We start from the raw sequence: 25,856 nt of genomic DNA on the forward strand, positions 1-25,856 counted from the left end.
TCCCCCACCGACCGCGAGGAGCAGCGCCGATGTGTGAGTCCGTGGACGAGGTCGGCCGGGCCGTCCTGGCGAGGAACGACGGTCTGGCCGCGCACCTGCGCGAGGAGCTGACCGGGCGCGGGGTCAGCGTGGTCAACCTGCTGTCCAGTCCGGGCAGCGGCAAGACCGAGCTGCTGGGCCGCGTCCTCGCCCGGGCGGTCGAGCAGGGCGTCCCGGTGGCCGCGCTCACCGCCGACCTGGCCACCGAGAACGACGCCCGGCGCCTCGCCCGCTCCGGCGCCCCCGTGAAGCAGCTCCTCACCGACGGGCTCTGCCATCTGGAGGCCCGTCAGCTGCGCGGGCACGTCGAGTCCTGGCTGCCCGAGGGCACCTCGCTGCTGTTCGTGGAGAACGTCGGCAACCTGGTCTGCCCGGCCTCCTACGACCTCGGGGAGAGCCTGCGGATCGTGCTCATGGCGGTGACCGAAGGCGAGGACAAGCCGCTGAAGTACCCCACCGCGTTCGGTTCGGCGCATCTGGTGGTGCTGACCAAGTCCGATCTGGCGGAGCCGGCCGGCTTCGACGCGGCCGCCTTCGAGGAGCATGTGCGCAGGGTCAACCCCGGGGTCGAGGTGCTGCGGTCCTGCGCCCGCACCGGGGACGGCGTCGACACCCTGCTGGAGCGGGTGCTCGCCGTACGGGACGGCGCCCCGGTGCACTCGCCTCCCCTCGCGCCCCGGCCGCACAGCCACACCCACGCGGCGGGCCCGGTCGCGTGACGGCGCCCGTCGGCAACGGGTCGGTGCGGCGCCGTGTCGTCGTGCGCGGCACCGTGCAGGGGGTGGGATTCCGGCCGTTCGTGCATCGTCTGGCCACCGATCTCGCGCTGGCCGGCTTCGTCAGCAACACGGCGAACGGAGTGCTCATCGAGGTGGAGGGCCTGCCGGACGGCGTCGAGCGGCTGTGCGACCGGCTGGCGGCCGAGCCGCCCCCGCTGGCGGCGGTCACCGGCGTCGAGGTCGAGGACCTGCCGGTCACCGGCGCCGACGACACCTTCACCATCCGCTCCACCGACCGCTCCCCCGGCCGCACGCTCCTCCCACCCGACACGGCGACCTGTGACGCCTGTCTGCGTGAGCTGGCCGATCCGGAGGACCGCCGCCACCGGCACCCCTTCATCACCTGCACCCACTGCGGCCCCCGCTTCACCATCGCCACGGGCCTGCCCTACGACCGGGCCGTCACCACCATGGACGGCTTCCCCATGTGCACGGCGTGCGCCCGGGAGTACCGCGATCCCGGCGACCGCCGCTTCCACGCCCAGCCGGTGGCCTGCCCGGACTGCGGTCCCCTGCTGCGTCTGGAGCCGGCCCCCGGCAGCGGGGTGCGGGCCGCCCGGGACGGGGACGCGCTGACGCTGGCCCGGGCGCTGCTGGCGGGCGGGCGGATCGTCGCCGTGAAGGGTCTCGGCGGCTACCACCTGGCGTGCGACGCGGCCGACGCCCGGGCCGTGGACACGCTGCGGGCCCGCAAGGAGCGCGGCGGGAAACCGTTCGCCGTGATGTGCGCCGACACCGATGCCGTACGGCGGGTGGCGCAGCCCTCGGCGGCCGAGCTGGCCGCCGTGACCGGCCCCCGGCGGCCGATCGTCCTGATGCGCCGGCGCGGGGCGGACGAGCCGCTCGCGCCCGGCGTCTGCCCCGGCAGTCCGCACCTCGGGGTGATGCTGCCGTACACCCCGCTGCACACCCTGCTGTTCGGGCTGCCGGGCGACCCGCCGGGGCCCCGGGTGCTGGTGATGACCAGCGGCAACCGGTCCGGGGAGCCGATCGTCACGGACGACGAGGAGGCCCTGACCCGGCTGGCGGGCCTCGCGGACGCCTGGCTCGCGCACGACCGGCCCATCGCCTCGCCGTGCGACGACTCGCTGCTACGGGTGCGCAGCGACGGCACCGAGCAGGTGCTGCGCCGCTCCCGCGGGTACGTCCCGCGCCCGCTGCGGCTGCCCGTGCCGGTGCGGCCGGCGCTCGCAGTGGGCGGTGACCTGAAGAACGCGCTGTGTGTCGGCGAGGGCGATCTGGCGTGGTTCGGGCCGCACATCGGCGACATGGGCGAGCTGGCCACCCTGGAGGCGGCCGGCCGGGCCGACGCGCACATGCGGCATCTGACCGGCGTGGCTCCCGAGGTGGTCGCCGCCGACCGGCATCCCGGGTACCACTCGGCGCGGTGGGCCCGGCTGCAGGCCGCCCATACGGGGCTGCGCTCACCGGTGTTCGTGCAGCACCACCACGCACACATCGCCTCCGCGATGGCCGAGCACGGGCTGGACGGCACCGAGCCGGTGATCGGGGTCGCGTTCGACGGCACCGGGTACGGCGACGACGGCACCGTGTGGGGCGGCGAGTTCCTGCTCGCCGGGTACGGCGGCTACCGGCGTCTCGCCCATCTCACCCCGGCGCCGCTGCCCGGCGGGGACGCCGGGGTGGCCAATCCCTGCCGGCTGGCGCTGGCGCGGCTGTGGGCGGCGGGCGTGCGGTGGGAGCCGGACCTGCCGTGTGTCGCCGCCTGCGAGTCCGACGAACTCGCGCTGCTGGAACGTCAGTTGACGCGGGACGTGGCGTGTGCGGCGACCTCCAGCATGGGCCGGTTGTTCGACGCGGTGTCGTCCCTGGTGGGGATCTGCCATCGCGCCGAGTACGAGGCGCAGGCGGCGCTCGAGCTGGAGGCGGCGGCGACCACGGCCTGGGACGCCGACGACGAGGCGTACGCGTTCGGGGTGGCCGGGGGCCTGTGCGACCCCGCGCCCGTGCTGCGCGCGCTCGTCGCCGGTCTGCGGGCGGGCACGCCCGTCCCCGTGCTCGCCGCCCGCTTCCACCGCGGTGTCGCGCGGGCCGTGGCCGAGCAGTGCCGGCACGTCCGCGAGGACGCCGGTCCGCGCACGGTCGCCCTGAGCGGCGGGGTGTTCGCCAACGCGCTGCTGGAGGAGGAGTGTGCGCGGCTGCTGGCCGCGGACGGCTTCACGGTGCTGCGGCACGGCGAGGTCCCGCCGAACGACGGCGGGTTGGCCCTCGGCCAGCTGATGGTCGCGGCGCACCGACGAACGAAGGAGTGACGCATGTGTCTGGCAGTGCCCGGCAAGGTGGTGGCCGTCGAGGACGGCTCCGACCCGCTCACCGGGCTCATCGACTTCGGCGGGGTGCGCAAACAGGCGTGCCTGGAGTACGTGCCCGACGTACGGGTGGGTGAGTACGTCATCGTGCACGTCGGTTTCGCGCTGCAACGCCTCGACGAGGAGTCCGCCCTGGCCTCGCTGAAGCTGTTCGAGGAACTGGGCCTGCTGGAGGAGGAGTTCGGGGACGCCTGGCAGCAGGCGGCCCGGGAGGCGGGCGAACCCGCGCCCGCGGGGCGCCCGGAGAGCGGGAGTGAGGCCCGGTGAAGTACATCGACGAGTTCAACGACCCGGAGCTGGCCCGCCGGCTGCTGGACGAGATCCGCGCGACCGCCACCCGACCCTGGGCGCTGATGGAGGTGTGCGGCGGGCAGACCCACTCGATCATCCGGCACGGCATCGACCAGCTGCTGCCCGAGCAGGTGGAGTTGATCCACGGCCCCGGCTGTCCGGTGTGCGTCACGCCGCTGGACGTCATCGACAAGGCGCTGGCCATCGCCGCCCGCCCCGGGGTGATCTTCTGCTCGTTCGGGGACATGCTGCGGGTGCCCGGCACCGACCGCGACCTGTTCCGGGTGAAGGGCGAGGGCGGTGACGTACGGGTGGTGTACTCGCCGCTCGACGCGCTGGAGCTGGCCCGCCGCAACCCGGACCGGCAGGTGGTGTTCTTCGCCATCGGCTTCGAGACGACGGCCCCCGCGAACGCCATGGCCGTGCACCGGGCCCGCCGCGAGGGGCTGGGCAACTTCAGCCTGCTGGTCTCGCACGTACGGGTCCCCCCGGCGATCGAGGCCATCATGACGGCGCCGGCCTGCCGGGTGCAGGGCTTCCTCGCCGCCGGGCATGTGTGCAGCGTGATGGGGACCGCCGAGTACCCGGGGCTCGCGGACCGGTTCGGGGTGCCGGTCGTGGTCACCGGGTTCGAGCCGCTGGACATCCTGGAGGGCATCCGGCGCACGGTGCGGCAGCTGGAGCGGGGCGAGCACCGGGTGGAGAACGCCTACCCGCGCGCGGTCCGCGACGACGGCAACCCGGCGGCCGTACGGATGATCGAGGAGGTCTTCGAGGTCACCGACCGCAACTGGCGGGGCATCGGGCCCATCCCGGCCAGCGGCTGGCGGCTGAGCGAGGCCTTCCGGGCGTACGACGCCGAGCACCGCTTCGACGTGGCCGGCATCCGCACGGAGGAGCCGGCGGAGTGCCGCAGCGGCGAGGTGCTGCAGGGCCTGATCAAGCCGACCGAGTGCGCCGCGTTCGGCACGACGTGCACCCCGCGCACACCGCTCGGCGCCACGATGGTCTCCAGCGAGGGCGCCTGCGCCGCCTACTACCTGTACCGCCGGATGAACGCGCCCGCGGCGCGGGGCGCCCGGCCCGCGGCCGAGGAGATGAACCCCGTTGCCTGAGCGTCTCGCCGAAGTCGTCGACCCGGCCGCCTGGACCTGTCCCGCCCCCCTGCGCGACCAGCCCGTCGTCGTGATGGGGCACGGGGGCGGCGGCGCGCTGTCGGCGGAGCTGATGGAGCAGGTCTTCACCCCCGCGTACGGCAACAGCACGCTGGCCGCGCTCACCGACTCCGCCGTCCTCGAACTCGGGGGCGCCCGGCTGGCGTTCTCCACCGACTCGTACGTGGTCAGGCCGCTGTTCTTCCCCGGTGGCTGCCTCGGGGACCTCGCGGTCAACGGGACCGTCAACGACCTGGCGATGAGCGGGGCCCGGCCGGCCTACCTGTCCGCCGCGTTCGTCCTGGAGGAAGGCGTGGAGCTGGCGGTCGTGGAGCGGATCGCGCGGGCCATGGGCGCCGCGTCCGAGGCGGCCGGGGTCACCATCGCCACCGGGGACACCAAAGTCGTGGAGTCGGGCCACGGCGACGGGGTGTACGTCACCACCGCCGGCGTGGGTCTGGTGCCCGCCGGGGTGGACATCCGGCCGCAGCGGGCGCGCCCCGGTGACGTCGTCATCGTCAGCGGGCCGATCGGGCTGCACGGCGTGGCGATCATGAGTGTCCGGGAGGGCCTCGAGTTCGGTGTCGAGGTCATCAGCGACAGCGCGCCGCTCGCTGACCTGGTCGCGGCCATGCTGGCCGTCACGCCGGACGTCCATGTGCTGCGCGATCCCACCCGGGGCGGGCTGGCCGCGTCCCTCAACGAGATCGCCCGCGCCTCCGGGACGGGGGTCCGGCTCAGCGAACGGGCCGTTCCGGTGCCGGACGCGGTGGCCAACGCCTGCGGGTTCCTCGGGCTCGACCCGCTGTACGTGGCCAACGAGGGGCGGCTGGTCGCCTTCGTGCCCCCGTCGGCGGCGGAGGAGGTCCTCGCGGCGATGCGGGCCCATCCGCACGGGGCGGAGGCCGTGGTGATCGGTGAGTGTGTCGCCGAGCATCCCGGGATGGTCGTCGTCGCGACCGGGCTGGGCGGCACCCGGGTGGTGGACCTGCCGCTGGGCGAGCAGCTGCCGCGGATCTGCTGAGCGGCGTGCGAGGGCCCCGGCGGTGCGTTCCCGCACCGCCGGGGCCCTCGTATGTCAGGTGACGGCCGGTTCGATCCCGGTGATCTCCAGTTCCCGACCGCTGCGCAGGTCCGAGGAGGGCCTGTCGCAGCGCGGGCACCAGAAGAACGGCGGCATGCCGACCGCGAACTCCTCGGCGCACTCCCCGCACCAGGCCTGCGCGGGGACCTGCTCGACGACCAGCCGCGCCGAGGCGAGGGCGGTGCCGTCGCGGGCCACCTCGAAGGCGAAGTCCAGGGCGTCGGGGACGACTCCGGCCAGTTCGCCGACGCGGACGGTCACCGCCGACACGGTGTCCGTCCCGTCGGCCCGGGCCAGTTCACCGGCCCGCTCGATGATCGCGGTCGCGATCGACAGTTCGTGCACGGCCGGCTCACGGGTAGCGGCGGCCCGCGCGCAGGCCGCCCGCCATCCGCCAGATCCGTGCCTCGCGCCGCAGGCTGGGCAGCTCCCACACCAGCAGGGCCACCACGAGGGCGCCCAGCAGGACGGCCTCGGCCTTCAGTACGCGCTCTCCGCTCATCTCGGCTCCTTTGCTCCCGGCGCCGCACCTGTGCGCCCGTCGTTCGTTCATCCCGGTGAGATGTTCGGCATCGCGTCCACCAGGGCGTCGTGCCGCTTCCAGTGGATCCCGGTGGAGCGGCGCGCGTCGGAGGTGCCGTCCGGGTGGTGACCCGTCTGGTCCTGGTAGCGGCCGTGGTTGCCCTGGTGCATGCCGGACACATGGCCGGGGGTGTCGGGCTTGGCCTGGGGCCTGCCGACTCGGATGCTGCCCATGGTGTTCTCCTTCCTCGTCCGCGCGCCGGGGCGCGCTCACGACCTCTCGGTGAGGCCGGCGAAGAACTGTTCGACGGCCGGCCAGACCGCGCCGCCGCCGGACAGACCGCGCCAATGCCGGCGGATGACGGCGACCATGCGGTAGCAGTCGTCGACCGGCACGATCCAGTGGTGGTCGGCGCCGTGCACGGTGTTCACCAGCAGGGCCTCCACCTCGGGTTCCACGCCGGCGAGCGGCGGACACGTCTCGGCGAGGCGCCGCCAGGCCGCCGCGTCCACCTCCCAGCGCATCGCCCCGGCCGGGCTCGGTCCCTCGGCGGTGACCGTTCCGTCGGCGCGGGGCACGAAGAAGACGAGCCCGACGGGCACGCCGAGGACGTCCGTGCCGACCGCGGGCAGCCTCACCCTGCGGCGGGGCACCAGCCGGTACCGGCCCTCGCCCGCGCCGCCCCGGTCGAACAGCACCGAGCAGGGGCCGCAGACGCAGCGCACCCGCTCCTCCTCGGCGTCGTGCAGATGGGGGTGCTCCTCGGCGACCGGTGCCGCGCACAGCTCGCACACCTCCGCGTCCCCTGCCGCCGCCCGGGCGGCCGTGGAGCGGATGAGCCGGGCCAGGGCGCCGCCGGTGGTCACGGCGCGCCCCGGTGGGTCAGGGTGGCCAGCGGTACGAACGCCGGGGCGGGCCTCCGGTCCTCGGGGTCCGGCACCGGTTCCACGCCCGTCAGCTCCGGCGCGGCGGCGAGCACGGCGGCCCGTACGGCGTCGGTGACGTCGACCCCGCCGCTGCCACCTCCGCCTCCGCATCCGGAGCCGCAGCCGCCGCCCGTCGTCAGCCGTACCCGGGCGACGCCGCCCTCCACGCCGGCCCACTCGACGTCGCCGCCGCGTTCGCGGACGGCGGGGCGCAGCCGTTCGACGGCGCGGGCGGCCCGGCGTTCGGCGGGCTCGGGGTGGACGTCGTGCAGCACCAGCAGATGCCCGAGGAGTTCGTCGTCGGCGAGGCGTGCGGCGAGGGCGGTGTCGGCGAGGTCCAGGACGCGGGCCAGCGCCTCGCCGTAGACCTCGGTCAGCAGGCCGACGGCCTCGGTGGCGGGGCGGGTGACGGGGCCGGGCGTGGACTCCAGGCCCTCCAGGAGTACGTCGAGCCGGGCGAGGCGGGCCTCGACGTCCGGGTCGGCCAGCCGGGCCGAACCCGCGTCAGCCATGGTTGGCCCCATAGGTCGGGGAGTGCATCGTGGTGAGCGTCTTGCCCTTGCCGACGTACATGTGGACGCCGCACGGCAGACAGGGGTCGAAGCTGCGGACGGTGCGCATGATGTCGACGCCCTTGAAGTCGTCGGGGCCGTTCTCCTCGAAGATCGGCTGTCCCTGCACGGCGTCCTCGTAGGGGCCGGGGGTGCCGTACATGTCGCGGGGGCTGGCGTTCCACGGGGTGGGCGGGTACGGGTGGTAGTTGGCGATCTTCTTGTCCTTGATCACCAGGTGGTGGGAGAGGACACCGCGGACCGCCTCGTGGAAGCCGCAGCCGATCGCCTCGTCGGGCACCTCGTAGTTCTCGAACACCTTGGTGTCGCCGGAGCGGACGAGGCCCATGGCCTCCTCCAGGAACTGCAGCGACATGGCGGCCGCGTAGGCGACGAAGTAGGGCCGGGCGCGATCCCGTTCGATGGTGTTGCTCCACTTGGGGATGCGCCACTCCAGGGTGGTCTCCGGCAGGCTCTCGCCCTTGGGCAGGGAGATGCGGACGCTGTCGCCGGTGGCCTTGACGTAGGGGGTGTCGACGATGCCGCTGAGCGCGGTGGACCACAGCCGGGCCAGCGGGCCGCCGCCGGTGTCCAGGGCGAGGTGGTCGCCGGTGCGCGGGTCGAGCCAGCGCGGGCTCATCACCCAGCTGTAGTTGCCGTCGAAGTCGCGCTTCTGCGGGACCGGCACGGTGGTCTGGTTCCAGGGGTGGCGCATGTCGACGGGGTTGCCGAGCGGGTCGCGGGTGACGAAGGGCTCCTCGTTGACCCAGTCCTCGTAGAAGGAGCTGCCGAGCATGATGCGCAGGCCGAGGTTGATGTCGACGAGGTTGTTGGTGACGAGTTCGCCGTCGACGACGATGCCGGGGGTGACGTACATCGCCTTGCCCCAGGTGTTCATCGTCTCGTAGCGGTAGTCGACGACCTTGGGGTCCTGGAAGGCGCCCCAGCAGCCGAGCAGGACGCGGCGCCGGCCGACCTCCTCGTAGCCGGGCAGCGCCTCGTAGAAGAAGTCGAAGACGTCGTCGTTGAGGGCGACGGCCTTCTTGATGAAGTCGATGATCCGCATGAGCCGGCTGAGGTAGTCGGTGAACGCGGTGGGCTGGGGCATCGTGCCGACGCCGCCCGGGTACAGCGTGGAGGGGTGGACGTGCCGGCCCTCCATCAGGCAGAACATCTCGCGGGTGACCCGGCTGACCTTCAGGGCCTCCTTGTAGATCTCGCCCTCGAAGGGGTTGAAGGCCCGCATGATGTCGGCGATGGTCCTGTAGCCGTGGATGTCGCCGCGGGGCGCCGCGGTGCGTTCGGCGCGGGCCAGGACGCCGGGGTTGGTGGCCTTGACCATCGCCTCGCAGAAGTCCACGAAGACCAGGTTGTCCTGGAAGATCGTGTGGTCGAACATGTACTCGGCGGCTTCGCCGAGGTTGACGATGTGCTCGGCGAGCATGGGCGGTTTGACGCCGTAGGCCATCTGCTGGGCGTAGTCGGAGCAGGTGGTGTGGTTGTCGCCGCAGATCCCGCAGATGCGGGAGGTGATGAAGCCGGCGTCCCGGGGGTCCTTGCCCTTCATGAACACCGAGTAGCCGCGGAACAGCGACGAGGTGCTGTGGCATTCGACGACTTCCCGGTTGGCGAAGTCGATCTTCGTGTAGATACCCAGGTTCCCGATGATCCGGGTGATGGGGTCCCAGGACATGTCCACGATCTGTGGCGGCTTGCGCTCCGCCGCGCGGGCCTCGGTGGTCGTCATCTGCGGTACTGCCCCTCGCTGTCGGTGTGGTGGTGAGTCGATCGGCGTGGTGACCCGGTGTCAGGGCCGGTAGCGCGGGTCGTAGCCGCTGGTCAGCTTGCGCTTGTTGTGCCGCCACTTCGGCTCGTGGTTGACGAGTTCGTTGGTCATCCCGCGCAGACGGCGCATGACGGCGCCGTACGGCTTGATGGCGAGCGACGACAGGGTGCCGCCGGGCGGCTCGTCCATGAACGGCATGAAGGCGTCGGGGAAGCCGGGCATCGTGCAGCCGATGCAGATGCCGCCCACGTTCGGGCAGCCGCCGATGCCGGCCATCCAGCCCCGCTTCGGCACGTTGCAGTTGACGACCGGACCCCAACAGCCCGTTTTCACGAGGCACTTCGGCGAGTTGTAGTCCTTCGCGAAGTTCGCCTGCTCGTAGTACGAGCCGCGGTCGCAGCCCTCGTGGACGGTCCGCCCGAACAGCCACTGCGGGCGCAGCATGTGGTCCAGCGGCGGCGGGGGCGCCGATCCGGCCGCGTGGTAGAGGACCCAGATCAGGGTCTCCATGAAGTTCTCCGGCTGGATGGGGCAGCCGGGCACGTTCACCACGGGAAGGCCGCCCTGCGAGCGGTAGTCCCAGCCCAGGTAGTCGGCCAGGCCCATGGAGCCGGTCGGGTTGCCGGCCATGGCGTGGATGCCGCCGAAGGTGGCGCAGGTGCCGGCGGCGACCACCGCCCAGGCGCGCGGGGCGAGGTCGTCGATCCAGGAGTTCAGGGTCTGCGGCTCGCCGGTCTCCGGGTCGTTGCCGAACGACGTCCAGTAGCCGTCGCCCTTGATGATGTTCTGGTTGGGGATGGACCCCTCGATGACGAGGATGAACGGCGTCAGGTCGCCGCGGGCCGCGGCCCGGTAGGGGGCGAGGAAGTCCTCGCCGCCCAGGCTCGGCGAGAGCACCTTGTTGACCAGGTTCACCTTCGGCAGCCCGGGGATCAGGCCAAGGACCAGGTCCTCGATGGACGGCTGGTCGGCGGCGGTCAGGGAGACCGTGTCGCCGTCGCAGCTCATGCCCTCGGAGATCCACAGGATGGTGATCTCGTCGAAGCCCTGCCGGTCCTCGCCGCGCGCGGGTTCGCCGGCGGCCTCGGTGGTGCTGCTGTGCGTCGTCATGTCATGCCTCCGCCGCGGGGGTGTCGGACGGTGCGGGCTCCCTTGCGGGCTCCAGCGGCTCGAGTTCGTCGGGCCGGAAGTAGTGGAAGCGGCCGTACCAGGTGTGCAGTTCGGATGCGGGATCGTCGTCGAGGGTGACGGCGAGGTGGACGCTGCCGTCCACGTCGTGGAAGACGGCGGCCACCTCGGCGGTCCGCCCGGCCAGGAACATGTCCTGCGCGTCGGCGCCGCGGCCCCGGGGGCTCAGCCGCACCCGGCTGCCGCCGCCGAGGGGCACGCCGTCGACGAGCACCGTGTCCGTGGCCGGGGCCGGCCCGTCGTCGCCGCCTTCCTGCCACCAGGCCGGGCGCTCGCCGGACGGGGTGGCCGGGTGTTCGCCCGGTGGGGCGGCCGGGCGGGACGGAGTCAGGGAGCGGACGGCGCCGTGCAGCCGGGCGAAGACCTCCGGCGGCATGGTGTCGACCCGGTCGAGGATCGCGGCGGCCCTCGGGTCGGTGGCGCGGGCCTCGCACTTCTCCTCGTCCGTCAGCAGCATCGTGCGCAGGGTGAGGATCTCGTCGATCTCGGCCGCGTCGTGCAGATCGCCCGGACTCTCCGGCGCCACCTGCGGGTGGTCGGGGAGGATGATCGGGGCGGACAGCAGGACGCGTGCGGTGGGCGGGTCGCCGCCGAGGGACGAGACACCCCCTAGGACCGGGAAGGTGAACTCGTTGCGGCAGGCGCGGACCTGGTCGTGCAGGGCGGCGGGCGGGTCGATCAGCGAGACGAACTCGACGCCGTCGCCGCCGATCAGCGTGTGGGTGGCGATGAACGCGCCGCGCAGGGCCTCGTCGCGCGCGGTCCGCGGGGCGGGGGCGAGCCCGGTGTGGGCGGTGCGGACCTGGAGCCGTACCAGATCCGGCGCGAGCCGCTCGGCGGTGACGGTGACGCTGCCGCGCAGCTCCTCGCGGACGCGCACCACACGCCCGGCGTCCCCGGGCAACGGCTCGACTTCGGTGCCGCCGGGCGCTCCGACCGGCACGGTGGTCCCGTGGTGGGCCCGCTCGTCGAGACGCAGGGTCACCTCGGCCTCGCGCGGCACCGCCTCGTCGAAGGTCAGGTGCACGGTCCCGTCGCCGGTGCGCAGCGACGGCACGTCCCGGTACCCGTCCGGGCCGGTCTCCTGGACCTGCTTGCGCTGCATCTGCAGGTACCGCAGCCGGACCCGCACCGTGGCGTCGGGCCGCCGGATCCGCGCCAGGCACTCGGTGCGCTGGTACCAGGAGTCGGCGGAGCCGGACACGGTGGGGGTGACGGGCTCGTCGGCCTCCACCCAGTCGCGGGGGAAGAGCACGCCGAACTGCCAGCGGACCCGGTTCTTCGCGGACGACCGGCGGTACGGGTAGAGCAGATAGCCCTCGTAGAGCACGGCGTCGGCGACCGCGCCGACCTGCTCGAATTCGGCGTGGGGTGAGACGTCCGCCGTGGCGGTGCTCGCGGCCGGTCCGTCCGCCATGCTGCCTCCTCGTGTGCGGGTGCACGCGGATCCCTTCCACCACGGAAACACCGCGCACCGGCCCTCGCCCCTCCGGCCCACTCCGGAGGCGGCATTCGGGTGACGGAGGGAGCCATCCGCCTCGGGAGCAACCGGCGGGGCGGGGAACACGTCTTCGAAGGCGGGGAACACGTCCTCGTACGGACGAGGCACCGTCCGGCTCCCCGCGACAGGAGGACGCGCACGATGAGCGACAAGGCACGGCGGCTGTTCGAAGCCCTGGACCTCGACGACAGCGGGACGCTGACCCGCGCGGAGGTCATCGTCGCGCTGCGGTCCAAGGGCCCTTCGCTGGCGGCCTCGGGGGATCTGCCTCCCTGGGGCCTGGGGGACGACAACGACTCGTCCGCGCTGTTCGACGCCGCCGACCTGAACGGCGACGAGGTGGTCACGCTGGAGGAGTTCACGGCGGTGGTCGACCGCCGGTTCGGCTGGCGGGACCGGTGACGGCGGCGCCCCGCGCGGGATGACTCCCCGCGCGGGGCGCTCGGTCGCACGGCGGTACGGATCAGGCGATTTCGACCAGCAGGTCTCCGCCCTCCACCTGCTGGATCTTCCCGATGGCGAGCCTGGCCACCCGGCCGGACTTCCCGGCGGTGATCGACGCCTCCATCTTCATGGCCTCGATGGTGGCGACCGTGGCACCGGCCTCCACCTCGTCGCCCTCGCTGACGGTGAGGGTGACCACGCCGGCGAACGGCGCCGCGACATGGCCGGGGTTGGACCGGTCGGCCTTCTCGGTCACCGGGACGTCCGTGGCGGCGGCCCGGTCCCGGACCTGGATGGGCCGCAGCTGGCCGTTCAGCGTCGACATCACGGTCCGCATGCCACGCTCGTCGGCGTCGCCGATCGCCTGCAGCTCGATGAGCAGCCGCACGCCGCGCTCCAGGTCGACGGCGTACTCCTTGCCCGGGCGCAGCCCGTAGAAGAAGTCCTTGCTGTCCAGAACGCTGGTGTCGCCGTAGGAGTCGCGGTGTGACTCGAACTCGCGTGTCGGGCCGGGGAACAGCAGCCGGTTCAGGGTGGCGCGCCGGTCCTTGGCGAGGCCCTCGCGTTCGTCGGCACTCAGCTCCGGGACCGGCTTGGCCTCGGCGCGACCCTGCAGCGCCTTGGTGCGGAACGGCTCGGGCCAGCCGCCGGGCGGCGTGCCCAGCTCGCCGCGCAGGAAGCCGATGACCGAGTCGGGGATGTCGAAGCGGTCGGGCGACGCCTCGAAGTCGTCCGGGGAGACACCGGCGCCCACCAGGTGCAGCGCGAGGTCGCCGACCACCTTCGAGGACGGGGTGACCTTGACGAGCCGGCCGAGCATCCGGTCCGCGGCGGCGTACATCGCCTCGATCTCCTCGAAGCGGTCGCCGAGGCCGAGGGCGACGGCCTGGGTGCGCAGGTTGGAGAGCTGCCCGCCGGGGATCTCGTGGTGGTAGACCCGGCCGGTGGGCGAGGCCAGGCCCGCCTCGAAGGGGGCGTAGACCTTGCGGACGCTCTCCCAGTACGGCTCCAGGTCGCCGACGGCCTGCAGGTCGAGGCCGGTGGGCCGCTCGGAGTGGTCGGTGGCGGCGACGATCGCCGACAGCGACGGCTGGGAGGTGGTGCCGGCCATGGACGCCACGGCCCCGTCGACCGCGTCCGCGCCGGCCTGGATCGCGGCGAGGTAGGTGGCGAGCTGACCGCCCGCGGTGTCGTGGGTGTGCAGGTGCACCGGCAGGTCGAACTCCCGGCGCAGGGCCGACACCAGCTTCGCCGCGGCCGGCGCCCGCAGCAGCCCGGCCATGTCCTTGACGGCGAGGACGTGCGCGCCCGCCTCCACGATCTGCTCGGCGAGACGCAGGTAGTAGTCCAGGGTGTACAGGCGCTCCGACGGGTCGGACAGGTCGGAGGTGTAGCACAGCGCCACCTCGGCGACGGCCGTGCCGGTCTCCCGTACGGCCTCGATGGCCGGGCGCATCTGGGAGACGTCGTTGAGGGCGTCGAAGATACGGAAGATGTCGATGCCGGTGGCCGCGGCCTCCTGCACGAACGCGTCGGTCACCTCGGTGGGGTACGGGGTGTAGCCGACGGTGTTGCGGCCGCGCAGCAGCATCTGGAGGCAGATGTTGGGGACGGCCTCGCGCAGGGCGGCGAGCCGCTCCCAGGGGTCCTCGGCGAGGAAGCGCAGCGCCACGTCGTACGTCGCGCCGCCCCAGCACTCCAGGGAGAGGAGCTGCGGGAGGGTGCGGGCGACCACGGGGGCGACGGCGAGCATGTCCTTGGTCCGCACCCGGGTGGCGAGCAGCGACTGGTGGGCGTCGCGGAAGGTGGTGTCGGTGATGCCGATGGTCGGCGAGGACCGCAGCCAGGCGGCGAAGCCCTCGGGGCCGAGTTCGGCCAGCTTCTGCCGGGAGCCCGGCGCCGGGTCGCCGGCCGGGAGCGGGGGCACCTTGGTCAGCGGGTCGAGCAGGTCGGGGCGTTCGCCGTGCGGCTTGTTGACGGTGACGTCGGCGAGATAGGTGAGCAGCTTGGTGCCGCGGTCGGCGGAGTGACGGGCCGTCAGCAGGTGCGGGCGCTGTTCGATGAACGACGTGGTGACCCGGCCGGCCTGGAAGTCGGGGTCGTCCAACACCGCCTGCAGGAAGGGGATGTTGGTGGCCACGCCGCGGATGCGGAACTCGGCGACGGCGCGCCGGGCGCGGCCCACCGCGGTGGGGAAGTCCCGGCCCCGGCAGGTCAGTTTGACCAGCATGGAGTCGAAGTGAGCGCTGATCTCCGTACCGGCGTGGGTGGTTCCGCCGTCGAGCCGGATGCCGGAGCCGCCGGGCGAGCGGTAGGCGCTGATACGGCCGGTGTCCGGGCGGAAGCCGTTGGCCGGGTCCTCGGTGGTGATCCGGCACTGCAGGGCGGCGCCGCGCAGGGTGATGGTCTCCTGGGCGAGGCCGAGGTCGCCGAGGGTCTCCCCTGCGGCGATGCGCAGCTGCGACTGGACCAGGTCGACGTCGGTGACCTCCTCGGTCACGGTGTGCTCGACCTGGATGCGCGGGTTCATCTCGATGAAGACGTGGTTGCCGTCGCGGTCGAGCAGGAACTCGACGGTGCCCGCGTTGCGGTAGCCGATCTGGCGGGCGAAGCGGACGGCGTCGGCGCAGATGCGGTCGCGCAGCTCCGGGTCGAGGTTGGGCGCGGGGGCGAGCTCGATGACCTTCTGGTGGCGGCGCTGCACGGAGCAGTCCCGCTCGTACAGGTGGATCACCTCGCCCCGGCCGTCGGCGAGGATCTGCACCTCGATGTGGCGGGGCTCGACCACGGCCTTCTCCAGGAAGACGGTGGGGTCGCCGAACGCCGACGCCGCCTCGCGGGACGCCGCCTCGATGGCCTCGCGCAGCTGGGCGGGCTCCTCGACCCGGCGCATACCGCGCCCGCCGCCGCCCGCGACGGCCTTGACGAAGACGGGGAACCCGACCTCGTCGGCGGCGCGGACGAGTTCGTCGACGTCGGTGGAGGGCGCCGACGAGCCGAGCACCGGGACCCCGGCCTCCCGGGCCGCGGCGACCGCGCGCGCCTTGTTGCCGGTCAGCTCCAGGATGTCCGCACTGGGGCCGACGAACGTGATGCCCGCCTCCTCGCAGGCCCGCGCCAGGTCCGGGTTCTCGGACAGGAAGCCGTACCCCGGGTAGACGGCGTCCGCTCCGGCGCGGCGCGCGGCGCGGACTATCTCCTCGACGGAGAGGTAGGCGCGGACGGGGTGCCCGGGCTGCCCGATCTCATACGCCTCGTCGGCCTTCAGCCGGTGCAGGGAGTTGCGGTCCTCGTACGGGAAGACGGCGACGGTGCGCGCGCCCAGCTCGTAGCCTGCGCGGAACGCGCGAATCGCGATCTCCCCGCGGTTGGCGACCAGCACCTTGCGGAACATTCTTGATCCCTTCGGCCGGAGACGGAGCACCCATGGTGTCGGGGCGATCGTTTCCACGCTATGTGAGCCGGGCCACTGACGTGCCGCCCCGCACCGGCGGGCGTGCATTGCCCGTACGCGGGCGACCGGACGGGCCTGGCTCGTGGGCGGCAGGCGGCAGGCGGCAGGCGGCAGGCGGCAGGCGGCAGGCGGCAGGCGGGATTTTACGGACACGGCCTACGCTGTTCCTGAGCCTTCTGTCGTCGCGGGAGGTGTGAGCGAGGTGCCCAATGGCCGGAGCGATTGACCACGGGCCGACGCACGACGCGATCGGTGACGTCACGGACCTGCTCACGGCCTCGGCGGGTCACGCGGGCGTCTTCGAGGAGCTGCTCCCGCTCGCCCTGTGGGTCGCCGACGGCGACGGGCGCCTCGTGCAGTGGTCGCTGGCCGCGCAGGATCTGCTCGGGCACACGCCGGAGCAGATGCTGGGGCGCGACGCCAAGCTGGCGCTGGTCCCCGAGGAGAACCACCAGCTCGCGGACCGGCTGACCGGGTCGGTGCGGACCGGCGCCGCGGTGGTGGCCCGGCTGCCCGTCCGCCATCGCGACGGCACCCTCGTCGACATGGAGATGTGGCACTGCCCGCTCGCCGACGCCCGGGGACGCACGGGGGTGCTCGCCATCGCCGCGGACACCTCCGCCGTGGAGGGGATGCGGGACGCGCTCGCGGCGCTGGAGGGGCTGTTCGAGCAGTCCCCCGTCGGGCTCGCCATGCTCGGGCCCGATCTGCGGTACCTGCGGGTCAACGAGGCGCTGGCCCGCATGCACGGCGTCGCGGCGGACGACCACGTCGGCCGCCGGGTCACGGACATCGCGCCCGGCACGGCCGTGCTGGAGACGGTGATGCGGCGGGTCCTGGACCGGGGCGAGGCCGTGGTGGACTACCGGTACACCTCCGACGGCCCGGATCCGGCGCTGCGGCGCACCTGGTCGTGCTCCTACGCGCCCCTGCTCGGCGGGGCCGGCCGGCGGGTCGGGGTGATCGCCTCGCTGATCGACGTCACCCGGGAGCAGCGCGCCCACCTGGAGGCCGAGCGGGCCCGGCGGCGGCTGGCGCTGCTGGCGGAGGCGGGCGCGCAGATGGGCTCGACGCTGGATCTGCGGCAGACCGCCGAGGAGGTCGTCCGGGTCCTGGTGCCCCGGCTGGCCGACTCCGCCGACGTCCAGCTGCTGGAGGAGGCGGTGGCACCCGATGAGACCGCCGCGTCGGCGCACGGGGTGGCCCGGCGCGCGGCGGCGTCCTTCGTCGACCCGCGGGCACCGGCCGAGCACCTCGAGGTCGGGATGACCATGCAGGTCCCGCCGGGTTCGGAGTACGAGCGGATCATCGACGCCGGCCGGCCCATGAACCTGTACCTGGACGACGTCGACCGGCTGATCCCCGGCTCCGAGTCCGAACCGCTGCGCGCGTACCTGTACGCCCGGGTCGGGTCGGCGCGGCTGGTGCCGCTGGTGGCCCGGGGGACGGTCCTCGGCGCGGTGGTGGTGACGCGGACGAGGGACCGCGAGCCGTTCGACGACCAGGACATCCTGCTGATCGACGAGCTGGTCGCGCGGGCCGCGCTGAACATCGACAACGCCCGTATGTACAGCCACGAGCGGGACGCCGCGCTCACCCTGCAGCGCAGCCTCATGGACCCGTGTCTGCCGGACGTCGGCGGCCTCGAGCTCACCGGGCGCTATCTGCCGGCGGGCGAGCACGAGGTCGGCGGTGACTGGTTCGACGCGATCGCCCTGCCGGGCGGGCGGACCGCGCTGGTGATCGGGGACGTGATGGGGCACGGCATCCACGCGGCGGCCGTCATGGGGCAGCTGCGCACGGCCGTACGGACCCTCGCGCGCCGCGGCACCGCCCCGGACCAGGTGCTGCGGTTCCTGGACGCCGTCGTGGCCGACCTCGGGGAGAACGAGATGGCCACCTGTCTGTACGCCGTGCACGACGAGGCGTCCGGGCACTGTCTGATCGCCAGCGCGGGGCATCCTCCGCCGCTGGTCGCCGACCGGCGGGGCACGGTCGCCTTCCTGGACGGTGCGGCGGGTCCGCCGCTCGGCGTGGGCCGGCAGGACTGGCATGTGCTGCATCTGAATCTGGAGCCGGGCAGCCTCCTGCTGACGTACACCGACGGGCTGATCGAGAGCCGGGGCACCGACCTGGAGCAGGGCATGCACCGGCTGGCCCGTGCCGTGCACGATCCGGGCCTGCCGCTGGAGCGGATCTGCGACGACCTCCTGGCGGACCTGGTGCCGGGGGCCGCCGACGACGACGTGGCCGTGCTGCTGGCCCGGGCGCTGCCCAGGTGAGGCGGCACCGGGCGGCAGGTGTCCGGCCCCGTCACCCGTCCGAGGGCCCCCGGCCACCGTGATCAAGCACGGGGTGCCCTCACGGCTGATACTGAGAGGGAACGCTGCAAGGCCAGGCATTCGGAACGGCAGCAGCGCCCGTGGCCGGGCCCCGTGGCCCCGCGCACGGCGCGAGATGGGTGGGCGATGCACGACACATCCCCTACGTCGCTCAGCGAGAGTCCGGAGGACCCGTTCTCGGTGCTCCGGTCCGCGTCGGCGGTGCTGGACCGGCGTGGACGGGTGGTCGCCTGGAGCGAGCAGGCGACCACGCTGCTGGGATACCGGGCGGACGAGGTGCTGGGCCGGACCGTGCACGAGTTCCTGGTCGACGCCGGGGACGAGGAGGTCGTCGCCGAGGCCGCCCGCTCCTGTCTGCGCGAGCACGGCTGGTTCGGTCTGCTCCCGGTGCGGCACAGCTCGGGGCGCCGGCTGCACGTGGGCTTCCGGGCCCGGCGGGTGCAGCGGCTGGACAGCGGTGCCGAGTGGCTGCTGGTCGGCTCGCTCGCCCATGAGGTCACCCAGTGGGAGATCGACCGCTCGGTACTGGACGGCTTCTTCCGCCGCTCCCCGATCGGGGTGGTGGTGCTGGGCCCCGATCTGCGGGTGCTGCGGGTCAACCAGGCGATCGCCCGCTTCGGCGGACTGCCCGCCGACGCCTACCGGGGGCGGCGGGCCGGGGACTTCCTGCTGGGGCCGGTCGCGGACTGGGTGGAGGGCAAGCTCCAGACGGTCCTGGCCACGGGGCGGCCACTGATCTTCGCCGAGCAGCGGTGCCGGCTGCTCAGCGACCCGCAGAAGGAGATCGTGATCTCCGTGTCGGCGTTCCGGATGGAGGACCCCTCCGGGCGGGTGCTGGGCGTCACCGAGATCGTCGAGGACGTCACCGACCGGCACCGGGCGCGCCGGCGGCTGGCCCTGCTCAACCAGGCCGGCACCAGGATCGGCAGCACCCTGGACGTGGGCCGCACCGCCCGCGAGCTCGCCGAGGCGGCCGTACCGGAGCTCGCGGACGCCCTCTCGGTCGACCTGCTGGAGCCGGTGACCCGCGGCGAGGAACCGGAACCGGACAGCTTGGGTCCGCTGCGCCGGATGGCGGCCCGCGCGGTCCGGCCCGAGGGCGTACGGCTGATGCACCCCGAGGGCCATCTGTTCTTCTTCCCGCCGGACACCGCGCCGCATCGCTGTCTGGCCGAGCACCGGCCGGTGCTGCTGCCCGAGCTGAAGACGGGCTCGGGCTGGATCGCCGCCGAACCGGAACGGGCCCGGCACGCGCTGGAGGCCGGCGTCCACTCGCTGATCGTGGTGCCGCTCGCCGCCCGCGGGGTCGTCCTCGGCGTGGTGTCCCTGTGGCGTTCGCAGCGCCCGGAGCCCTTCGAGGCCGACGACCTGACGCTGGCGGAGGAGTTCGCGGCCCGGGCGGCGGTCTGTATCGACAACGCCCGCCGCTACACCCAGCAGCACCAGGCCGCCGAGGCCCTCCAGCGCAGTCTGCTGCCGAGCGAGGTGCCGTGGCACCCGGCCGTGGAGACCGCGCACCGCTATCTGCCGGCGCGGGCCTCCACCGGCGTGGGCGGCGACTGGTTCGACGTGATCCCGCTGTCGGGGCTGCGCGTCGCCCTGGTGGTGGGCGACGTGGTCGGGCACGGGATGCACGCCTCCGCCACCATGGGGCGGCTGCGGGCCGCCGTGCACACGCTGGCGCACCTCGATCTGGCGCCGGACGAGGTGCTGGCCCGGCTCGACGACCTGGTGGACCATCTCGCCACCGAGCAGCGGCAGGCCGACGCCAACGCCCCCCAACTCGTGGGCGCCACCTGCCTGTACGCCATCTACGACCCGGTCACCCGGCACTGCGCCATGGCCCGCGCCGGGCATCCCCCGCCGACGGTGCTCGACCCGGAGGGGCAGGTGCTGGACGTCGACGTGCCCGCCGGGCCGCCCCTCGGCCTCGGTGGGCTGCCGTTCGAGAGCGCCGAGTGCGAGCTGGCGGAGGGCAGCCTGATCGGCCTGTGCAGTGACGGTCTGCTGCTGGCCGGCGACCGCGACATCGACGAGGGCCTGGCCCTGCTGCGGATCACGCTGGCCGGTACGGCACCGTCCCTGGAGCACACCTGCAAGGCGGTGGAGGACGCCATGCTGCCCGGCCGGCCCGACGACGACGTGACCCTGCTGCTGGGCCGCACCCGCGTCCTGCCGGCGGGGCACGTGGCCACCTGGGAGCTGTCCGCCGAGCCGACCGCCGCGGGCGACGCCCGGGCCCTGGTGCGGGACCAGCTGGCCGAGTGGGGGCTCGACGACGAGCTGGCCTTCACCACCGAACTCATCGTCAGTGAACTGGTCACCAACGCCTACCGGTACGCCGGCGGCCCCGTGCAGCTGCGGCTGATCCGGGACGGGCACCTGATCTGTGAGGTCTCCGACTCCAGCAGCACCTCGCCGCATCTGCGCCAGGCCAGCAGCACCGACGAGGGCGGACGCGGCCTGTTCCTGGTGGCGCAGCTCGCCGAGCGGTGGGGCACGCGCTACGGCCGCAACCGCAAGACGATCTGGACCGAGCAGCCCCTCACCGCGAACGGCGACGCGCTGAGCCTGTGACCCTCACCAGGGACTTTCTCAGAGCTTGGCGCCGAAGTTCTGGGTCCACCACGGGCCGCCCGGGCCCTCGTGGACGCCGACGCCGATGTCCTTGAACGAGCAGTTGAGGATGTTCGCCCGGTGACCCGGGCTGTTCATCCAGGACTCCATCACGGCCTCGGGCGTCTGCTGCCCCATCGCGATGTTCTCCCCGTACGTCGACCAGCGGTAGCCGGCCGCGGTGATGCGCTGCCCGGGGTCGGCGCCGTCGGGGTTGGTGTGGTCGAAGAAGTCGCGGGCTGCCATGTCGGCGGAGTGTTCCTGCGCCGACTTGTCGAGGAGGGAGTCCTCGGCGAGGGGACCGCAGCCGGCGGTGGCCCGCTCCTTGTTCACCAGGGCGACCACCTGGCCGACGGTGCCGGACGGGGCCTCCTGCTGCGGGGCGCTCGCCGCCTTGCGGGACGCCCGGGTGGGCGCCTGACTGGTCGGCGTGGCCTTCTCCGTCTTCTTCGCGGACGGGGAGGGGGTGGCCTTCTTCGAGGGCTTGGCGGAGGGCTTCGGGGACGTCGAGGCCGACGCCGACGGGGACGCCGAGGTGCTGACCGGGCTGGGCTCGACGAGTTCGTCCGGCACGGCGGCGCCGGCTCCGCGCGCGGCGGCCGGTTCCTGGCGGCCGGTGCCGGGGACGGAGTCGAAGTACCAGAGCCCACCGCCCGCCACACAGGCCGCCACGACGGCGCCTCCGACGGCGCGGCGCCGGTTGCGGCGGCGCCGGCGGGCCTCACCGCGGGCAGCGGACCGGCTGCCCGCGGCCCGGTGGCCGCCGTGTCCGTCGGCGGCGAGCGCGGAGGCCGAGCCAGCCGGGGCCAGGTCGGCGGCCGAACGGATCCGGTCCAGCAGCGCGGGGGCCGCTGCGACCAACGCCAGTCCGGCGAGCAGTCCTTCGGCGGGCATCAGCCCGCTCCACAGTCCGGAACAACGGGCACAACCCCGGGCATGCCGGGCTATTCGCTTGCGCCACAGCGCCGAGGGCCGGCCGTCCCAGGAGCCGAGCAGGCCGTGCAGCTCCTCGCACAGGGGCCGGGAGTCGAGCGCGCGCACCACGACCCGGGCGGCCTCCAGCTGCGCCTTCATCCGCTGCACCCGTACCGCCGTGTGCTGCGGCGACAGCTCCAGCGCCTGCGCGACCTCGGCGCGGGTGAGCTCACCGGCGCACTCCAGCCACCACAGTGACAGCAGACCCCGGTCGTCGGGCTCCAGCCAGCGCGTGGCGCGCGCGGTCTCCCGGCGCTGCCCGGACAGCTGGAGGCGGACCATGGTCAGGTCCACGAAGTCGGCCCCGGGGTCGGCGAGTTCGCGTGCCTCCTCGACCCCGCCGGGGGCGTTCTGCCGGGCGTGCCAGTGGGCGCGCACCTGGTTCATCGCGATCGCCACGAGCCAGGAGCGGAAACTCTCGGGCGTCCGCAGCCCGTCGAGCGCGTCGAGGGCCCGCAGCATGGTCTCCTGCACGACGTCGTCGACATCGACGGAACCGTTCAGAGCCCTCCCCACGACGTTGTAGACCAGCGGGAGGTACGCACCGACCAGGGCGTCCTGGGCCTGCGGGTCGCCGTCACGGGCAGCGGTGACCAGGGCCGTCAGTTCCCTCGTGCGCTCTGTACTCATCAATGCTTCCCTGTCGTCGACGCCGGACGGTGGTGTCCGATACCTGGGAGATCGCTCGGCGGGCCTCGGATAACGGTTCTTCGACGATTTCGCCGGACCGTTTCCCGGATGGGGCTCGGGAGGGACTCGAAGGTTTCGGACGGTTCAGGCCGCGCGCTGTCCGTGAGACTCACGAGCCCCGGCCGGGTCCGCAATGGGGAACATCACACCAAGGACGGTGTGCACGGGAACATCCGTGAATCTGCTGAATGGAACGGTCGGGAACGCCGGTTCCGATATGTACACCCCGTCGGCCGGACGCCCGGCGGCCGCGAACTACCCTGGCGCCACACCGGCTTGCCGGGCCCCGGCCCGCCAGGCCCCTCGCACCCTGGGGAGAAGACGCGCTGTGACGCCCGACAGCTACTTCGAGGCCATAGACGACCGCCGCTACAAGCCGACCCCGCATGTGGGCGGCGCCTGGCGCCGCGACGAGCAGCACTTCAGCCCGCTGGGCGGGCTGGTCGTCCACGCCCTCGACCGGCATCGCGCGGCGTCACCGGACGACGGGCTGGTGCTCTCCCGGATCAGCTACGACATCCTGGGCAAGCTCGCCGTGGACGAGTGCGAGATCGAGGTGGAGACCGTCCGCCCCGGGCGCACCATCGCCCTGCTCGAGGCGGTCGTCCGGATCGCCGGGCGCCCTGTGGTGCGCGCCCGCGCCTGGTACCTCACAGCCCTGGACACCACGGAGGTCGCGGGCGGTACGGCCGAGCCCCCGACCCCGCCCGACGCGCTGGACCGGTGGCCGATGGCCGAGCTGTGGTCCGGCGGCTACATCGCCTCCCTGGACGTCCGTGCCGTCGCACCGCCCCGGCCGGGCCGCACCACGGCCTGGGTGTCCACCCCGCTGGACCTGGTGGCCGGGGAGACCGTCAGCCCGCTCGCCTCGTATCTCGCGCTGGTCGACACCGCCAACGGCATCGCCGTGCTGCGGCCGCCGACCGAGTGGATGTTCCCCAACGTGGATCTGACCGTCCATCTGCACCGGCAGCCCCGCGGCGGCTGGACCGGCCTGGACACCACGGTCTCCTTCGGCCCGTCCGGGCAGGGCCTGACCAGCACCGTCCTCCACGACGTGGACGGTCCCGTCGGCACGGCGCAGCAGATCCTCACGGTCCGCCCCCGGTAGGTGCCCTCAGGCCCCGTCGCGGGGAGCGGTGGCAGGTTCGTGAGGAGCCGGCCCGGCGGCTCCGTGCCGGCGTTGCCGGTGCGTGTACTCGGTGATGGCCCGCCACAGGTCGCGCCGGTCGACGTCGGGCCAGTGGTCGGGCGTGAAGTGGAGTTCGGCGTAGGCGGCCTGCCAGGGCAGGAAGTTCGAGGTGCGCTGCTCGTTGCCGGTGCGCCACAGCAGGTCGACGTCGGGCATGTCCGGCCGGGGCAGATGCTCGGCGAAGTCCTGCTCGCCGATGAGGTCCGGGTCGAGCCGTCCGTTGCGCGCCCGCCGGGCGAGGGCGGCGGCGGTCCGGGCGATCTCGTCGCGGCCGCCGTAGTTGACGCAGGTCGTCACGGTCAGCCCGGTGCGGTCGCGGGTGCTGCGCTCCCGCATGTCCAGCAGGTCGACCAGGTCCTGCGGGAGGTTGTCGGCGCGGCCGTGCCAGCGCATCCGGACGTCGAGGTCCTCGAACGGGTACGCCCGTGTCTCCTGGCGCAGGAGGTCGAGGATCGCGCCGGTCTCCTCGGGGTCGCGCTTCCAGTTCTCGGTGGAGAAGGCGTACAGGGTCAGATGCCGCAGTCCGATCTCCAGGGCGCCGTGGACGACGTCGCGCACGGCTGCGGCTCCGGCGCGGTGGCCCTCGTGCCGGGGCAGGCCGTGCCGCTGCGCCCAGCGGCCGTTGCCGTCCATGATCACGGCGACATGCGCGGGCATCCGCTCCACCGGGATCCGTGGCGGGCGCTCGCCGCTGGGGTGGGGCGGCGGGCTGCGGAAGGCGGGGCGGCGCAGCGGGCGGGGGTGTACGGCCGGGAGGTGCGGTGCGGGGCGCCGTGCGGGCGGGGCGGGCACCGGGGTGAGGGACCAGGCGAGGGCCGCGCGGGCCCGGGCGGGGGCGAGCAGACGGGCGGTGGTGAGCAGCGCGGGCCGGGGCCGGGCGCGCAGCAGGGCGGGGCCGGCGGCGTCGACGGCGTCGAGCTGGGCGAGCAGCAGGTCGGCCATGGCGGCGAGGACCGTCGCGGGCCCGGGATGCATGCCCCGGGTGAGGGACGGCTGGGTGACCCACTGGCGGCCGAGGTCCGTGAGGTGGGCGACCAGTCCGGCGACGGCGGGGCTCCAGCGCAGCGCGGTCAGGTCCTCCTCGGCGCCCGGGCAGCGGTCGAGGGCTTCGGCGGGCAGCAGGAGGTCGCCCTGCGCGAGGTCGGCGGACAGGTCGGTGAGGATGTCGGCGAGACGCATCCCGTCGAGGAACCGCTCGTACGACTCCTGCCGGTCCAGCCGCAGGGCGACGGGCACGCCGGCCCGGTCGAACAGGTCGCGGACCTGCTCGAACCAGGGCAGCAGATTGCCCCGGCCCCAGGCGCGCCAGCCGCTCCAGTCGGCGAACCGCCTGCCGTGCGCGTCGACCGCGACCTCGGTCATGGCGTGGTGCAGTCCGCTCAGGTCCAGCCGCCAGCGGGCCGCGGTGTCCACCAGGGCCCGGCGGACGGGGTCCGGGCTGGTGCCGGTGGTCAGCTCACGCTCCAGGGCGTCGATCCACCGCCGGACCCGCGCGGCCCGTTCCCCGGCGGAGGCCGTACGGTCGTCGGCGAGGTCGTCGATGGTGTTGGCGGCGGCCCACAGGGCCCAGCAGGCGGGGCGCAGGGCGACGGGCACGAGCTGGATCAGCGCGTACTCCGCCGGGTCCTGCCGCCGGGTGCGGTCGCGGCACAACCGGTACGCCGACCGGAGCGCGGGGTCGTCACCGATCACCGCCGCTACGGATCTGGCCGGGCGGTCGGCCGCTCGCGGGGCATGCCGCCGCCGGCCTGAGAAGGTGAAGAACACGCAGTTCACAACGAGAGCGGCACGCCGAGGTTTTTCGGCCGCTCAACGGGGGGTGCGGGGGCGCGAGTTGACGGGGGGCCGGGGCGGGCGTACGGGGGCGCGGGTCGCTGCGGTGCCTTGCCAGGCGCGGTCACGGGGGCCCACTCCCCCACCCCCGCATGGTGATCCCACGCATAAGAGCCCATGGAACTATGTAGCCCCACCACATGTGCGCCCGACCTGCG

20 protein-coding genes are annotated in these 25,856 nt (G+C 73.6%); 9 read left to right on the top strand and 11 right to left on the bottom strand.

What is annotated here, in order from left to right; all coding sequences use genetic code 11:
* Positions 1 to 29 precede the first annotated feature (29 nt).
* From hypB to hypE, 5 genes are read left to right on the top strand one after another with little or no spacing between them, the layout of a single operon-like run.
* Complete coding sequence (gene hypB, locus KBY32_RS07860; protein ID WP_210979377.1) at positions 30 to 758, top strand: hydrogenase nickel incorporation protein HypB; 729 nt, start codon at positions 30 to 32, stop codon at positions 756 to 758.
* Complete coding sequence (gene hypF / locus KBY32_RS07865; protein WP_210979378.1) at positions 755 to 3,091, top strand: carbamoyltransferase HypF; 2,337 nt, start codon at positions 755 to 757, stop codon at positions 3,089 to 3,091. The genes hypB and hypF overlap by 4 nt, the downstream gene beginning before the upstream one ends.
* A 3-nt stretch (positions 3,092 to 3,094) precedes the next feature.
* Entirely contained in the window at positions 3,095 to 3,415 is a 321-nt protein-coding gene (locus tag KBY32_RS07870) for a HypC/HybG/HupF family hydrogenase formation chaperone (RefSeq protein WP_210979379.1), read from the top strand.
* Positions 3,412 to 4,554: a hydrogenase formation protein HypD gene (gene hypD / locus KBY32_RS07875; protein ID WP_210979380.1), complete on the top strand. Its 1,143-nt coding sequence runs from the start codon at positions 3,412 to 3,414 to the stop codon at positions 4,552 to 4,554. The genes KBY32_RS07870 and hypD overlap by 4 nt, the downstream gene beginning before the upstream one ends.
* Positions 4,547 to 5,617 (top strand): hydrogenase expression/formation protein HypE, encoded by a 1,071-nt coding sequence (gene hypE / locus KBY32_RS07880; RefSeq protein ID WP_374224911.1) that lies wholly within the window; start codon positions 4,547 to 4,549, stop codon positions 5,615 to 5,617. The genes hypD and hypE overlap by 8 nt, the downstream gene beginning before the upstream one ends.
* Positions 5,618 to 5,671: 54 nt before the next feature.
* On the opposite strand, the gene hypA is transcribed toward hypE, so the two are convergent.
* Genes hypA through KBY32_RS07920 form a run of 8 tightly spaced genes read right to left on the bottom strand, consistent with a single transcriptional unit; the run spans position 5,672 to position 12,068 of the window.
* Positions 5,672 to 6,022: a hydrogenase maturation nickel metallochaperone HypA gene (gene hypA / locus KBY32_RS07885; RefSeq protein WP_055619630.1), complete on the bottom strand. Its 351-nt coding sequence runs from the start codon at positions 6,020 to 6,022 to the stop codon at positions 5,672 to 5,674.
* A 7-nt stretch (positions 6,023 to 6,029) separates the two neighbouring features.
* Positions 6,030 to 6,179, bottom strand: coding sequence for a hypothetical protein (locus KBY32_RS07890; protein ID WP_210979381.1), 150 nt, complete (start codon positions 6,177 to 6,179; stop codon positions 6,030 to 6,032).
* Positions 6,180 to 6,226: 47 nt separating this feature from the next.
* A complete protein-coding gene (locus tag KBY32_RS07895) occupies positions 6,227 to 6,433 on the bottom strand; it encodes a hypothetical protein (RefSeq protein ID WP_055619628.1) in 207 nt (68 codons plus the stop codon).
* Positions 6,434 to 6,469: 36 nt separating this feature from the next.
* Positions 6,470 to 7,066: a DUF5947 family protein gene (locus KBY32_RS07900; RefSeq protein ID WP_210979382.1), complete on the bottom strand. Its 597-nt coding sequence runs from the start codon at positions 7,064 to 7,066 to the stop codon at positions 6,470 to 6,472.
* Positions 7,063 to 7,638 (bottom strand): NifU family protein, encoded by a 576-nt coding sequence (locus KBY32_RS07905; RefSeq protein WP_210979383.1) that lies wholly within the window; start codon positions 7,636 to 7,638, stop codon positions 7,063 to 7,065. Before KBY32_RS07905 ends, KBY32_RS07900 begins: the two co-directional genes overlap by 4 nt.
* Positions 7,631 to 9,424: a nickel-dependent hydrogenase large subunit gene (locus tag KBY32_RS07910; RefSeq protein ID WP_055619625.1), complete on the bottom strand. Its 1,794-nt coding sequence runs from the start codon at positions 9,422 to 9,424 to the stop codon at positions 7,631 to 7,633. Before KBY32_RS07910 ends, KBY32_RS07905 begins: the two co-directional genes overlap by 8 nt.
* A 60-nt stretch (positions 9,425 to 9,484) precedes the next feature.
* On the bottom strand, positions 9,485 to 10,573 hold the full coding sequence (locus tag KBY32_RS07915; protein ID WP_210979384.1) for a hydrogenase expression protein HypE: 1,089 nt from the start codon (positions 10,571 to 10,573) through the stop codon (positions 9,485 to 9,487).
* Between the two features lies 1 nt (position 10,574).
* On the bottom strand, positions 10,575 to 12,068 hold the full coding sequence (locus tag KBY32_RS07920; protein WP_247689131.1) for a hypothetical protein: 1,494 nt from the start codon (positions 12,066 to 12,068) through the stop codon (positions 10,575 to 10,577).
* Between the two features lie 225 nt (positions 12,069 to 12,293).
* Here KBY32_RS07920 and KBY32_RS07925 point away from each other — a divergent pair, with 225 nt between their 5' ends.
* A complete protein-coding gene (locus KBY32_RS07925; RefSeq protein WP_210979385.1) occupies positions 12,294 to 12,554 on the top strand; it encodes an EF-hand domain-containing protein in 261 nt (86 codons plus the stop codon).
* A gap of 61 nt (positions 12,555 to 12,615) precedes the next feature.
* Here the strand turns inward: KBY32_RS07925 and KBY32_RS07930 are convergent, their stop codons facing one another.
* Entirely contained in the window at positions 12,616 to 15,990 is a 3,375-nt protein-coding gene (locus tag KBY32_RS07930; RefSeq protein WP_210979386.1) for a pyruvate carboxylase, read from the bottom strand.
* Between the two features lie 269 nt (positions 15,991 to 16,259).
* Between KBY32_RS07930 and KBY32_RS07935 the strand changes: the two genes are divergently transcribed.
* On the top strand, positions 16,260 to 18,332 hold the full coding sequence (locus KBY32_RS07935; RefSeq protein ID WP_210979387.1) for a SpoIIE family protein phosphatase: 2,073 nt from the start codon (positions 16,260 to 16,262) through the stop codon (positions 18,330 to 18,332).
* A 186-nt stretch (positions 18,333 to 18,518) separates the two neighbouring features.
* Positions 18,519 to 20,969: a SpoIIE family protein phosphatase gene (locus tag KBY32_RS07940; protein WP_210979388.1), complete on the top strand. Its 2,451-nt coding sequence runs from the start codon at positions 18,519 to 18,521 to the stop codon at positions 20,967 to 20,969.
* 18 nt (positions 20,970 to 20,987) lie between these two features.
* Here KBY32_RS07940 and KBY32_RS07945 read toward each other — a convergent pair whose 3' ends face one another.
* A complete protein-coding gene (locus KBY32_RS07945; RefSeq protein WP_210979389.1) occupies positions 20,988 to 22,613 on the bottom strand; it encodes a sigma-70 family RNA polymerase sigma factor in 1,626 nt (541 codons plus the stop codon).
* Between the two features lie 388 nt (positions 22,614 to 23,001).
* On the opposite strand from KBY32_RS07945, the gene KBY32_RS07950 reads away from it, so the two are divergent.
* Positions 23,002 to 23,784 carry a thioesterase family protein gene (locus KBY32_RS07950; RefSeq protein ID WP_308293671.1) on the top strand — a complete coding sequence of 261 codons (783 nt, stop codon included), beginning with the start codon at positions 23,002 to 23,004 and terminating at the stop codon, positions 23,782 to 23,784.
* Between the two features lie 6 nt (positions 23,785 to 23,790).
* Here the strand turns inward: KBY32_RS07950 and uppS are convergent, their stop codons facing one another.
* Entirely contained in the window at positions 23,791 to 25,557 is a 1,767-nt protein-coding gene (gene uppS / locus KBY32_RS07955; RefSeq protein WP_210979391.1) for a polyprenyl diphosphate synthase, read from the bottom strand.
* Between the last annotated feature and the right edge of the window lie 299 nt (positions 25,558 to 25,856).

The organism is Streptomyces sp. RK62 (genome assembly GCF_018070255.1).
Taxonomy (GTDB): Bacteria; Actinomycetota; Actinomycetes; order Streptomycetales; family Streptomycetaceae; genus Streptomyces; species Streptomyces nigra.